Origin of the sequence: Streptomyces sp. NPDC020747, from assembly GCF_044334695.1 — a bacterium.
Classification (GTDB): Bacteria; Actinomycetota; Actinomycetes; order Streptomycetales; family Streptomycetaceae; genus Streptomyces.
In genome coordinates this window covers 80,793-93,683 of the sequence record NZ_JBIRTJ010000023.1, presented here as the reverse complement: position 1 = coordinate 93,683, position 12,891 = coordinate 80,793, and the positions used below count along the sequence as shown (strand labels likewise).

Below are 12,891 nucleotides of genomic sequence, written 5' to 3'. Positions count from 1 at the left end.
CGCTCAGGCGGCCACACCGTCCCGGCGCAGTGCTGCGATCTCATCGTCCGTCATCCCCACGGCACGCAGCAGCGCCCCGGTGTGTTCCCCGAGCGCGGGTACGGGCCCCATCCGCGCCGATTCCCCGCCCGGCAGCGTGATCGGCGGCAACAAGGCCCTCAACGGCCCGACCGGCGAACCCACTTCCCGCCACCGGTCCCGCGCCGCCAGCTGAGGATGCTCCGCGACCTCCCGTACGTCCCGCAGCCGCGCACACGCGATCCCGGCCGCCTCAAGACGCGCCACCGCCTCGTCGGTGACCAGCGCCGCCAGCGCCTTGCCGACCAACTCGTCGGTGTGCTCCCGGTGTTCGACCCGCGCCGCGTTCGTCGCGTACGCCGGGTCGTGCGCCAACTCCGGCCGCCCAAGCACCTGTTCGGCCAGCCGCCGCCACTCCCGGTCGTTCTGCACCGACAGCAGCACCCGCCCGCCGTCCGCCGTCGGATAGGCGTCGTACGGGGCGATGACGGCGTGCGCGAGACCGGTACGCGCCGGGGGAGTGCCGCCGTGCATCGCGTGGTGCAGCGGATGCCCCATCCACTCGGCCAGCGCCTCCAACATCGACACCTCCACCGGCCCGCCGCGCCCCGTCGTGCCACGCCGCACCAGCGCCGCCAGCACCCCCGAGAACGCGTACATCGCCGCCGCGATGTCGGCCGCGGGGATCCCCGCCTTCACCGGCTGGTCGGCCGTCCCCGTCACGGACACCAGCCCCGCCTCGCACTGCACGAGCATGTCGTACGCGCGCTTGCCGGCGTACGGACCGAAGGCCCCGTAACCCGAGATGTCCACGGCGATCAGCCGCGGGTCCGCCGCGCACAGCGTCGCCGCGTCCAGGCCGAGCCGCGCGGCGGCCCCCTGCGCGAGGTTCTGCACGAAGACGTCGGCGTCCGCGACGAGACGGCGTACGACGTCAAGGCCGCGCGGGTCCTTCAGATCGAGGGCGATGGACTCCTTGCCGCGGTTGCACCACACGAAGTGCGAGGCGAGACCGGCGGCCGCGGTGTCGTAACCCCGCGCGAAGTCACCGCCGTCGATCCGCTCGACCTTGACGACCCGGGCGCCGAGGTCGGCGAGCTGTCGGGTCGCGAAGGGCGCCGCGACGGCCTGCTCGACGGCGACGACGGTGATGCCCTCCAGGGGCAGGGGAAGCGGCTCCATGCGAGGGATCATGGCCCGTGCGCCAGGGCTTTGTCATGCGGGGCCGGGCGACACGGCCCTGGGGGCGAGCGGTCAGCGGCCGCCGTTCGCGTACCGGCGCACCGCGAGCGGCATGAACACCGCGATGAGGACCGCGCACCAGGCCAGTGACCCCGCGACGGGGTGCGTCACCGGCCAGGCGCCGTCCGTCGGCACCGGCGCGTTCCCGAACAGGTCGCGCAGGGCCGTGGTCACCGCGCTGATCGGGTTCCACTCGGCGATCGTGCGCAGCCAGCCGGGCAGGTTGTCCGTCGGGATGTACGCGTTCGACAGCAGCGGCAGGATGAACGTCGCGCCGCCCAGCTGCCCGGCCGCCTCCTCGCTCTGCGAGGCCAGGCCCAGCAGGATCCCGATCCACGTGGTCGCGAACCGGAAGAGCAGCAGCAGACCCACCGCGCCGGCCGCGTCCAGCGCGGAGCCTTCCATCCGCCAGCCCACCGCGAGCCCCACCAGCAGCACCGGCACCGTGCCCACGGCCGTGACGACCAGGTCCCCGGCCGCCTGCCCGAGCGGTACGGCGGCCCGGCTGATCGGCAGCGTGCGGAAGCGGTCCATCACGCCCCGGTGCGAGTCCTGGGCGGCCTGGAACATCCCGGTCATGATCCCGTTGGCCGCCGTGGCGACGAGCAGCCCCGGCACCAGGAAGGCCCGGTACTCCTCGCCGGGCATCGCGAGTGCGCTGCCGAAGACATAGCCGAAGAACAGCAGCATCGTGATCGGCATGGTCTGGGTGAGGATCAGCAGCCCCATGTTGTGCCGGATCCGCCGCAGCTGACGGCCCAGCATCGCGCCGCTGTCGTACGCCAACGCACTCATGTCACAAGCTCCTTGCTGTCGGTGCGGCCGCCGGACTGCGTGTCGGCCCGGTCGTCGGTCCCGGCTTCGGTCGAGCTGCCGGTCAGGCGGAGGAAGACGTCGTCGAGCGTCGGCGGGCGCAGGTTCACGTCCAGCAACGGCACACCGGCGGCGTCGAGTTCGCGTACGAGGCGGGGGAGGGTGAGCGTCGGGTCGGTGGTGACCGCGCCGACGGCGTGCCGCTCCTCGTCGAAGTCGGGCCTGGAGCCCGTCAGTTGGTCGAGGACGGCGGCCGCTCCGGCCATGGCGTCCGTGTGGGCGACCACCGCCTCCGCGTACGAGCCGATGAGCGCCTTGAGTTCGGCGGGCGTGCCCGAGTGCGCGACCCTGCCGCGGTCCACGAGGGCGATGTCGTCGGCGAGTTGGTCGGCCTCCTCCAGATACTGCGTGGTGAGCAGGACCGTCGTGCCCTCCGCCTTCAGCGCGCGCACGGTCTCCCAGATCTGGTTGCGGCTGTGCGGGTCGAGGCCCGTCGTCGGCTCGTCGAGGAACAGGACCGCGGGCCGGGTGATCAGGCTCGCGGCCAGGTCGAGGCGCCGCCGCATGCCGCCGGAGTAGGTGGATGTGGCGCGGTCCGCCGCGTCGGCGAGTTCGAAGCGGTCGAGGAGTTCGTCGGCGCGGGCCGTCGCCTTCGGGAGGCGGCGCAGCTTCGCGAACAGCCGCAGGTTCTCCCGCCCCGTGAGGTCGCCGTCGACCGAGGCGTACTGCCCGGTGACGCCGATCGCGCGGCGCACCGCGTCCGGCTCGCGGACGAGGTCGTGCCCCGCGACACGCGCGGACCCGGCGTCGGGCCGCAGCAGCGTGGTGAGCAGCCGCACCGCCGTCGTCTTGCCCGCGCCGTTCGGCCCGAGCAGCCCGCAGACCGTGCCCTCCGCCACGGCCAGGTCCAGCCCGCGCAGCGCCCGGACGTCCTTGAAACTCTTCTCCAGACCTTCACTAAGTACAGCGTACGTAGTCGTCATGGTGCGACCATACCTCACTACGTACGCTGTACGTAACTACGATGGGGGCGACAGGATCCACCGATGGCAGGACTGACGACACCGATGGCAGGACGCGCCGACGTACCCGAAGTGATCTGGGCCCGACCCGAGCGCACGGGACGCGGGCCGCGGCCCGCGTTCACCCGGGCCGACATCGCGGCCGCCGCGGTGCGGATCGCGGACGCGCAGGGGCTGGACGGGGTCTCGATGCGACATGTCGCGGCCGAGCTGGGCTGCGGCACGATGTCGCTCTACAACTACGTGCCGCGCAAGGAGGACCTGTACGAGCTGATGGTCGACGCCGTCGGTGGTGAGCACGAGTTGTGGGAGCCGGCGGGGGACTGGCGGGCCGACATGCTCCGGGTCGCCCATCAGGCGCGTGCGCTCATGCTCCGGCATCCGTGGCTGCCGGCTCTCATGTCGCCGGTGTACGGGTTCAGCCCCAACGCCCTGCGCTATCTGGAGCACTGCCTTACGTGCCTGGACTCCTTCGAGGGGACGTACGGCACGAAGTTCGAGCTGATCGCGATGGTCAACGGGGTGGTGACGACGTACGTGGGGAATGAGCTCGCCACGGTCGAGCGGGTGCGGGCGTTGCCGTGGTCGGAGGAGCGGGAGAACGCGGTGCGCGGGGCGTATCTCGGTGGGCAGGTCGCCACCGGGGCGTATCCGCGGATGGCGGCGGCGTTCATGGAGGATGCGGGGCCGATCGACATGGAGGCTGTGTTCGAGCGGGCGTTGGTGCGGGTGCTCGACGGGTTTGACCCGTCTCGCTGAGTGTCGGGGAGAGGTGGGGATGGGGATGGTGGTGTTGAAGGTGCGGGTGGGCCGTGGCTGGTCGCGCAGTTCCCCGCGCCCCTTTGGGGGCGGCCCTCTCTCAGAGCAGTGCGAACTGGCCCTCTGGGCCCTCCTCGTGGTGGTCCAGGACCGATGCCGGTTTGCGGGATGTGTCCGGGGGTGGCAGGACGCCCGCCTGGTGTAGCTCGTTCGGTGTGATGGGGGACTCGATCGTCAACTCGGCCTGCTGCGGGCGCAGTTCCGCGAGCAGGGACAGGACCGTGATGACCTCCAGCAGTTCGGATGTCCAGGGCTGGGGCCAGGTGGTGGGGCGGATGGACTCCAGGGTGCCGGGATCCGGGCGGGTGGTTCGGGTGGTGAGCCACTGGTCCAGGACTCGGACGCCGCCGACCTCGAAGTCCCAGGCGGCGGGCGGGACGGGGGAGATGCGGCCCTCGTCGAGGTACAGGGTCTCCTCGTCGCGGTCGTAGCGGAGTTCGAGGGGGCGGGAGGGGAGTGGGGACCGTACGTAAGGGCGGCGGCCACCGGGGAGTTTGGGGCGTTCGCCGTCGCGGTGCATCAGCCACAGCATGCGGTGGCCCAACTCGGTGCCGTGCGCCCAGAGTCCGGGGTCCGACGTGAGTGGAACCGTGCAGCCGCGCGGCCCCGGGCGGGCGACCGCGATCGTCCAGGCGAGGACGTCCAGCGGGGTGGGGGAGTGGCCCAGGCGCTCGGCCAGGAGGTCCAACAGGCCCGGCGCCAGGTTGGGTTCGCGGCCCTCGGGACGCCGGTACAAGGGGTGGATCCGGCCCGGCCGTGCGGTGGGCACGGTCTTCGACTGCGGGAGGACCACCGGCAGGGTCGACGTGACGAGGAGCGGCGGTCCGTCGGGTGCGGGGGCCTGCTCGACAGCGAACACCTGTCGATCGTCGGCCACGCGCCACAACTCCGGCCGTGCCGCGTCGATCAGCCGGTGGTCGGGGATCAGCCACTGCTCGTCGAACGGCCCGTGCAGGACCCGTACCGGCTCCGCGCAGGGGCCCGACGCGCGGGCCAGCCGGACCGTTCCGGTGGACTGGCCCGGCAGTTGACTCACCGCCGAGTGCAGCGTCCGCGCGCGCGTGACGCCGAACAGCGCCTCGCGGTCGGGCCCTTCGGCCTTCACGAGGGCGTCCCAGCGCGCTTTCAGGGACGCCGGGTCGGGCGCCGCCGGCCACCCGCGGCCCAGCCGGGGAGGTGCGACGGACCACGGCATGAGGTCCGCGAGCAGCGGAGCGTCGTCGTGCGGCACGCTCGGCATCGTACGACGTGGGCTCTCGGAGGCGACCTGGTCCCGCATGCTCAGTGGGCGTCGAGGGTGACGGTGAAGGAGAAGCGGTCGCCGCGGTACTTGATGCGGGCCACGTCGAGCGCCCGGCCGTCCTCGCCGTGCACGACGCCCGTGTAGTGCAGGATCGGGCTCAGCAGCGGGACCTGGAGCAGCCGCGCGGTCTCCGGGTCCGCGAGCCGGGCCTCGACGGTGTCGGTGATCTGGCTGATCCTCGCCCCCGCGACGTCCCGCAGCACCTTGGTCATGGGCCAGCGGACCAGGTCCTCGGGGTCGATCAGGGCCGCCAGTTCGGGCCGTACGTAGTTGCGGGCGTGGTTGGTCGGCTCCCCGGTCTTCTCGTCGCTGCGCAGCCGGTGGTAGGTCGCGACCTCCGTCAGGTCCGGGAAGTGCTCGGAGAGCTCCGCCGACACGGGCTCGGTGCCGTGGTCAAGGAGCCGGGTCGTCATGCCCGACTGCTGGGCCACGATCGCGTCGACCGAGCCGAGCAGCCGGACCGGGGCGCCCCGCGCGGCGCTCGGCTCGATGAACGTGCCGCGCCTGCGATGGCGGGTGATCAGCCCCTCGTCCTCCAGCTCCTTGAGCGCCTGCCGCATGGTCAGCACGCTCACCCCGTAGTGCTCCGCCAGCTGTTCCTCGGTGGGCAGCCGCAGCGGATCCTGCGCGGACCGCCCGAGTATCGAGGCGCGCAGGGACTGCGACACCTGATACCAGAGCGGCAGCTTGCGGTTCAGGACGATCGAGTCCGGGGCGAAGGAGGTCACGAGGGTATCCGTACCGTCCGCGGGCGCCGCGTGCAACGGGCGGTCACGGCCGGTCCCGGCCGGTCACGGTCGCCGCACCGGCCGGAAGTGCCGCTGGAGGCCCCGCCACACGTCGTCGTACGCGCCCTGGAGATGTTCCGCCCCGGCGGCCTGCGCGGTGGCGGTGACCGGCCAGCGGGTCTCGAACATGAAGGCCAGACCGTCGTCGATCCTCTGCGGTCGCAGCTCGGCGGTGCTCGCCCGGTCGAACGTCTCCCGGTCGGGACCGTGCGCCGACATCATGTTGTGCAGCGAGCCGCCCCCCGGCACGAAGCCCTCCGCCTTCGCGTCGTACGCGCCCTCGATGAGCCCCATGTACTCGCTCATCACGTTCCGGTGGAAGTACGGCGGCCGGAACGTGTCCTCGCCCACCAGCCAGCGCGGAGCGAAGACGACGAAGTCGACGCCGGCAAGGCCGGGGGTGTCGCTCGGCGAGGTCAGCACCGTGAAGATCGACGGGTCCGGGTGGTCGTAGCTGATGGTGCCGATCACATTGAACGCGCGCAGATCATAGGCGTACGGCACATGGTTACCGTGCCAGGCGACGACATCCAGCGGGGAGTGGTCGTAGGTGGCCGTCCAGAGGTTGCCGCAGAACTTGTTCACCACCTCCACCGGGCCCGCTGTGTCCTCGTCGTCCTCGTACGCGGCGACGGGCGCCCGGAAGTCGCGGGCGTTCGCCAGACCGTTGGCGCCGATCGGGCCGAGGTCGGGGAGCTGGAAGGGCGCCCCGTAGTTCTCGCACACATAGCCCCGGGCCGTCGGGCCCGGGTCGTCGTCGGACGCGGCGTCGAGCAGCTCCACACGGAAGCGCACCCCACGAGGGATCAGCGCCACATGTCCCGGCTCCACATGCAGCAGCCCGAACTCGGTGCGCAGCAGCAGCCCGCCGCGCTCCGGCACGATCAGCAGCTCGCCGTCGGCGTCGCTGAACACCCGCTCCATCGACGCGTTGGCGTGGTAGAGGTGCACGGCCATGCCGGTGCGCTGCGTCGCGTCGCCGTTGCCGCCGAGCGTCCACAGGCCCGCCAGGAAGTCGGTGCCCGGGGCGGGCTCGGGCAACGGGTTCCAGCGCAGCCGGTTCGGGTCGGGCACCGTCTCCGTGAAGGGTGCCGTGCGGACGGCGCCGTTGTCGGTTCGGGTGAAGGCCGGGTGCGCGGCCGACGGGTGGATCCGGTACAGCCACGACCGGCGGTTGCGCGCCCTCGGCTCGGTGAACGCCGTACCGCTCAGCTGCTCCGCGTACAGCCCGAGCGGAGCCCGCTGCGGGGAGTTGCGGCCGTGCGGCAGGGCACCCGGCACCGCCTCCGAGCTGTGCTCGTTGCCGAACCCGGTGAGATACGTCAGCGCCTCGACGGTCTTCCGCCGTGCCTCGGCGGTGATCCGCCCGTCCCCGCTCATGATCGCTCCCTCGTTCCTGATTCCTATGTATCACCGTAGGATTCGCGAAATCCGTGCGCAAGAGGGAGATGCCCGTGCCCACGGGGGCGACCGCACGATCGCGCCAAGACCGCCGGAGTACCCGAGAACCAGACTTCAGAGGGATCCGGTTGTCAGAGCGGTGCTCTAATCTCCCCGGCATGTCGTGGACGCGCGTACTCCTCACCGCGCTCGCGGCCTGTGCCATGTCCGGCGCTCTGCTCGTCGGAGCGACGGGCTGCGGGTCCGGCGAAGCGCGCGAGGACGACGGAGTGAAGCCGTCGCTGGTGGGCAAGGTGCTGGAGGACACGGACGAGGAAGGACGGCACTACCGTGAGATCGACAAGAAGGACGCACCGAAGGTCGACATCGAGATACAGCCCGACGCCGACAGCGGTGGCTGGGACGTACGCCTGACCGTCCACGACTTCCGCTTCTCGCCGGCCGGTACGAGGAAGACGGCCGAACCCGGCCGCGGGCACGCCCTCCTCCGCCTCGACGGCCGCCCCCTGTCCTTCCTCCGCGGGCCGACCCACCACATCGCCGACGCCCTCGTTCCGCGCGGCACCCACCAGGTCACCGTGCGCCTGCACGCTGACGACGACACGGTGTGGGCCGTGGACGGCGAGCCCGTCGGCAGCACGGCGGACATCACCGTGTCCGATCCCGGGCCGACGGACACGGAGTCCGCGAAGGCGAGGACGAAGGTGAAGACGACGGCAACGGCGACGAGCGGCCCGGGCGCGCACAAATGAGTGGCATGAGCATCGAAACCCGTACCGAAGGGCAAGGTTCACCGGACCCCGGCGGAAAGGCATCATGAAGCCCGTGCCCCCTGCGACCTCGCTGCGCCGCGCGCCCGTTCAACGCCGTAGCGCCGAAAGACTCACCCGCATCCTCGACGCCTGCGCCGATCTCCTCGACGAGGTCGGTTACGACGCCCTCAGCACCCGCGCGGTCGCCCTGCGCGCCGGCGTGCCCATAGGGTCCGTCTACCGCTTCTTCGGCAACAAGCGCGCCATGGCCGACGCGCTCGCCCAGCGCAACCTCGACGTCTTCACCGAGCGTGTCGCCCTCCGCCTCCAGGAGACCGCCGGCGCGGGCGGCTGGCGGGCGGCCATGGACGCGGTCCTCGACGAGTACCTCGCGATGAAACGCACCGCGCCCGGCTTCTCCCTCGTGGACTTCGGCAACCAGATCCCCGTCGGCACCCGCGACGCCGAACCCAACACCCGCGTCGCCGACCGCCTCACCGACATGCTCTCCTCCGTCGTGGGCCGCGAACCCGACGAGGACCTGCGCCGCACCTTCCTCATCGCCGTCGAGGCCGCCGACACCCTCGTCCAGCTGGCTTTCCGCCTCGACCCGGCCGGTGACGAACGGGTCATCGACGAGACCCGGGAACTGCTGCGGGCCTATCTGGCACGGTCGCTCGACTGACGGAGCGGCCGGGCGACGGCGTTGCCCGGCCCCCTCCCGGCCCGTCCCCGCCCGGCGCGGACACCCGTACGGCGCGTGAATTTCCGACGTGACCCCCGTGACCCCTCCCCACCGTCCATACCGGTCGGTATGCTCGGCCGGGTAAGCGCGCCATCGTCGTCGCCATCCCCTCCGGGAGGACCCGTGTCCACCACCGCCGACTCCCGAACAGCTCTGCGCATCTGTCCTCTCTGCGAGGCGACGTGCGGGCTGACGCTCACCATCGAGGGGACCCGGGTGACGAGCGCGCGCGGGGACCGCGACGACGTGTTCAGCCAGGGGTTCATCTGCCCGAAGGGCGCCTCGTTCGGGGCGGCCGACGGTGACCCCGACCGGCTGCGGACGCCGCTGGTACGCAAGGACGGCGAGCTGCGCGAGGCCACCTGGACGGAGGCCTTCGACGCCGTCGCGGCCGGACTGCGGCCGGTCGTCGAGCGGTACGGGCCGCACGCCGTCGGAGCCGTCCTCGGCAACCCGAACGTGCACACCATGGCCGGCGCCCTCTACCCGACCGTGCTGCTCGCGGGCCTCGGCACCCACAGCCTCTTCACCGCGTCCACGCTCGACCAGATGCCCAAGCACGTCTCCAGCGGCCTGCTCTACGGCGACGCCAACGCGATCCCCGTGCCCGACCTCGACCGCACCGACCACCTGCTGCTGATCGGCGCCAACCCCCTCGAATCCAACGGCAGCCTGTGCACCGCCCCCGACTTCCCCGGCAAGCTCAAGGCCCTCAAGGCGCGCGGCGGCACCCTGACCGTCATCGACCCACGCCGCACCCGCACGGCCAAGCTCGCCGACCGGCACGTGGCCATCCGCCCCGGCACCGACGCGCTGCTGCTCGCCGCCATGGCGTACGTCCTCTTCGAGGAGCAGCTCACCGACCTCGGGGAACTCGCCGAGCTGGTGCAAGGGGTCGACGAACTCCGTGAGGCCGTACGGGACTTCACCCCGGAAGCCGCCGCCGAGGCCTGCGACGTCGACGCCGGCACGATCCGCGCGCTCGCCCGGGAACTGGCGGCCGCGCCAACCGCCGCCGTATACGGCCGCATCGGCAGCTGCACCGTCCCGCACGGCACCCTGGCCAGCTGGCTGGTCGACATCCTGAACATCCTCACCGGCAACCTCGACCGGCCCGGCGGCGCCCTCTTCCCGCAGGCCGCCACCGACCGGACACCCCGCCCCGCAGGACCCGGCCACGGCTTCGCGCTCGGCCGCTGGCACAGCCGCGTGAGCCGCCACCCCGAGGCCAAGGGCGAACTGCCGATGGCCGCGCTCGCCGAGGAGATCGACACCGCGACCCGCGAGGGCGAGCCGATCCGTGCCCTCGTCGTCATCGCCGCCAACCCCGTCCTGTCCGCGCCGGACGGCGACCGGCTCGACAAGGCCCTCGGCTCGCTCGACTTCATGGTCAGCGTCGACCCGTACCTCAACGAGACCTCACGGCACGCCCACGTCGTGCTGCCGCCGCCCCCGCCCTCGCAGAGCCCGCACCACGACTTCGCCTTCAACACCCTCGCCGTACGCAACCAGGTCCGCTACACCCGCGCCGCCGTCCCCCTGGAGCCCGGCCGCATGGCCGAGACGGAGATCCTCGCCCGGCTCGTCCTCGCCGCGACCGGCATGCACGGCGCCGACCCCTCCGCCGTCGACGACCTGGTCATCAGCCAGACCCTCGGCAAGGCCGTCAAGGAAACCCGCTCCCCGGCGCACGGCCGCGACCCGCGCGAGCTCGCCGCACAGCTGACCGGCGAGACCGGCCCCGAGCGGCGCCTCGACATGATGCTGCGCCTGGGCCCTTACGGCGACGGGTTCGGCGTACGCCCCGAAGGGCTGACCCTGGAGAAGCTGCTCGACCAGCCCCACGGCATCGACCTCGGACCGCTCCAGCCGCGCCTCCCGCAGCCCCTCAAGACCCGTAGCGGACTCGTGGAGCTGCTTCCGCAGCCGCTCGCCGATGACCTCCCGCGCCTGCGCGACGCACTGCGCCGGCGCCCCGAGGGGCTCGTCCTCGTCGGCCGCCGCCATCTGCGCTCCAACAACAGCTGGATGCACAACATCCCCGCCCTCACCGGCGGCACCAACCGCTGCACCCTGCACATCCACCCCGACGACGCCGACCGCCTCGGCGTCACCGACGGGGCGCCGGTACGGGTGAAGGGCGCCGGAGGAGAGGTCGTCGCCCCCGCCGAGATCACCGACGCCGTACGCCGTGGGGTCGTGAGCCTGCCGCACGGCTGGGGACACGACCGTCCCGGCACCCGGACGAACCACGCCGCCGAGAACCCCGGCGTCAACGTCAACCAGCTCCTCGACGGCAGCCTGCTCGACCCGCTGTCCGGCACGGCGGTACTCAATGGCGTACCCATCGATATCGCGCCAACAGGCACAACGCCCTGACCTGGAGTTTTGCGCTTATTGCTCGCGTGTCAACATCTTGTTAAGCCTTACGTGGCCGACCTAACGTCACTCGAACCGCTGTCCCTGGTGGAAGTTCAAGGGCGAACGTTAGGTATCCACTCATGCTGACCATCCTCGGCTTCACCATGATCGCGACCTTCCTGGTCCTGATCATGATGAAGAAGATGTCGCCGATCGCGGCGCTCGTACTGATCCCGGCACTCTTCTGTGTGTTCGTCGGAAAGGGCGCACACCTCGGCGACTACGTCATCGAAGGGGTGGGCACCCTCGCGCCCACCGCCGCGATGCTCATGTTCGCCATCGTGTACTTCGGCGTCATGATCGACGTCGGCCTCTTCGACCCGATCGTCCGAGGCATCCTCAAGTTCTGCAAGGCCGACCCGCTGCGCATCGTCGTCGGCACGGCCCTGCTCGCCTCGATCGTCTCCCTCGACGGCGACGGCTCGACGACCTTCATGATCACGGTCTCGGCGATGTACCCGCTGTACAAGCGCCTCAAGATGAGCCTCGTGGTGATGACCGGCGTCGCCGCCACCGCCAACGGCGTCATGAACACGCTGCCCTGGGGCGGCCCGACCGCCCGCGCCGCCACCGCGCTCAAGCTCGACGCCGGCGACATCTTCGTCCCGATGATCCCGGCGCTCGCCGTCGGCCTGGTCGCCGTGATCGCCCTCTCGTACGTCCTCGGCCTCCGCGAGCGCAAGCGCCTCGGCGTGCTGAGCCTGAACGAGGCGCTCGTCGAGGAGAAGAAGCCGGCCGAGGAGCCCGAGACCGAGACGGTGCTCGTCGGCGCCGGTGCCGCCGCCTCCGGCGGTCCGGGCGACGGCAAGGTCCGCATGACCAAGACCACCGGCGGCGCGGGCTCCGGCACCGACGCCACCGACGACGGCGACGACGAGGAGGAGGACGACGTCCGCCTCCAGGGCCTCGACCCGAACCGTCCGACGCTGCGCCCCAAGCTGTACTGGTTCAACGCACTGCTCACGGCGACGCTCCTGACCGCCATGATCATGGAACTGCTGCCGATCCCGGTCCTGTTCGTGCTCGCCGCCGCGCTCGCCCTCACGGTCAACTTCCCGCACATCCCCGACCAGAAGGCCCGCCTCGCCGCCCACGCCGACAACGTCCTCAACGTCTCCGGCATGGTCTTCGCCGCCGCCGTCTTCACCGGCGTCCTCCAGGGCACCGGCATGGTCGACTCCATGGCGAAATGGCTCGTCGACGGCATCCCCGACGGCATGGGCCCGCACATGGCCCTCGTCACCGGCGTCCTCAGCCTCCCGCTCACCTACTTCATGTCGAACGACGGCTTCTACTTCGGTGTCGTGCCGGTCCTCGCCGAGGCGGGCGCTGCCCACGGGGTCTCCCCGCTGGAGATCGCCCGCGCCTCGCTCGTCGGCCAGCCCCTGCACATGTCGAGCCCGCTCGTCCCGGCCGTGTACGTCCTGGTCGGCATGGCCAAGGTCGAGTTCGGCGACCACACCAAGTTCGTGGTCAAGTGGGCCGCCCTCACTTCCCTCGTGGTACTCGGCGCCGGGATCCTGTTCGGCATCATCTGAGCCTCGGCTCCCGGGAGTCCGGCCGGGGC

The 12,891-nt window shown here is 71.6% G+C and carries 11 protein-coding genes; 5 read left to right on the top strand and 6 right to left on the bottom strand.

What is annotated here, in order from left to right:
- Positions 1–3: 3 nt before the first annotated feature.
- From ACH4YP_RS43180 to ACH4YP_RS43170, 3 genes are read right to left on the bottom strand one after another with little or no spacing between them, the layout of a single operon-like run.
- A complete protein-coding gene (locus tag ACH4YP_RS43180; RefSeq protein ID WP_398496715.1) occupies positions 4–1,212 on the bottom strand; it encodes a CaiB/BaiF CoA transferase family protein in 1,209 nt (402 codons plus the stop codon).
- Between the two features lie 60 nt (positions 1,213–1,272).
- Positions 1,273–2,055, bottom strand: coding sequence for an ABC transporter permease (locus tag ACH4YP_RS43175; protein WP_361053545.1), 783 nt, complete (start codon positions 2,053–2,055; stop codon positions 1,273–1,275).
- Complete coding sequence (locus ACH4YP_RS43170; RefSeq protein ID WP_398496713.1) at positions 2,052–3,056, bottom strand: ATP-binding cassette domain-containing protein; 1,005 nt, start codon at positions 3,054–3,056, stop codon at positions 2,052–2,054. The genes ACH4YP_RS43175 and ACH4YP_RS43170 overlap by 4 nt, the downstream gene beginning before the upstream one ends.
- 84 nt (positions 3,057–3,140) lie before the next feature.
- Here ACH4YP_RS43170 and ACH4YP_RS43165 point away from each other — a divergent pair, with 84 nt between their 5' ends.
- On the top strand, positions 3,141–3,854 hold the full coding sequence (locus tag ACH4YP_RS43165; RefSeq protein ID WP_361053582.1) for a TetR/AcrR family transcriptional regulator: 714 nt from the start codon (positions 3,141–3,143) through the stop codon (positions 3,852–3,854).
- 100 nt (positions 3,855–3,954) lie between these two features.
- Here the strand turns inward: ACH4YP_RS43165 and ACH4YP_RS43160 are convergent, their stop codons facing one another.
- The 3 genes from ACH4YP_RS43160 to hmgA all read right to left on the bottom strand — a co-directional run bounded on the left by ACH4YP_RS43160 (position 3,955) and on the right by hmgA (position 7,385).
- Positions 3,955–5,154: a type ISP restriction/modification enzyme gene (locus ACH4YP_RS43160; RefSeq protein WP_398496711.1), complete on the bottom strand. Its 1,200-nt coding sequence runs from the start codon at positions 5,152–5,154 to the stop codon at positions 3,955–3,957.
- A gap of 41 nt (positions 5,155–5,195) precedes the next feature.
- Positions 5,196–5,945: a GntR family transcriptional regulator gene (locus ACH4YP_RS43155; protein WP_361053539.1), complete on the bottom strand. Its 750-nt coding sequence runs from the start codon at positions 5,943–5,945 to the stop codon at positions 5,196–5,198.
- Between the two features lie 63 nt (positions 5,946–6,008).
- Positions 6,009–7,385 carry a homogentisate 1,2-dioxygenase gene (hmgA, locus tag ACH4YP_RS43150; RefSeq protein ID WP_398496710.1) on the bottom strand — a complete coding sequence of 459 codons (1,377 nt, stop codon included), beginning with the start codon at positions 7,383–7,385 and terminating at the stop codon, positions 6,009–6,011.
- Between the two features lie 179 nt (positions 7,386–7,564).
- On the opposite strand from hmgA, the gene ACH4YP_RS43145 reads away from it, so the two are divergent.
- From ACH4YP_RS43145 to ACH4YP_RS43130, 4 genes are all read left to right on the top strand, one after another.
- On the top strand, positions 7,565–8,158 hold the full coding sequence (locus tag ACH4YP_RS43145) for a hypothetical protein (RefSeq protein WP_361053532.1): 594 nt from the start codon (positions 7,565–7,567) through the stop codon (positions 8,156–8,158).
- A gap of 64 nt (positions 8,159–8,222) precedes the next feature.
- Positions 8,223–8,843 (top strand): TetR/AcrR family transcriptional regulator, encoded by a 621-nt coding sequence (locus ACH4YP_RS43140; RefSeq protein WP_361053529.1) that lies wholly within the window; start codon positions 8,223–8,225, stop codon positions 8,841–8,843.
- Positions 8,844–9,026: 183 nt separating this feature from the next.
- Positions 9,027–11,282, top strand: a complete 2,256-nt coding sequence (locus tag ACH4YP_RS43135; protein WP_398496707.1) for a molybdopterin oxidoreductase family protein — start codon at positions 9,027–9,029, stop codon at positions 11,280–11,282.
- A 122-nt stretch (positions 11,283–11,404) separates the two neighbouring features.
- Positions 11,405–12,862: a citrate:proton symporter gene (locus ACH4YP_RS43130; protein WP_361053524.1), complete on the top strand. Its 1,458-nt coding sequence runs from the start codon at positions 11,405–11,407 to the stop codon at positions 12,860–12,862.
- Positions 12,863–12,891: the final 29 nt, after the last annotated feature.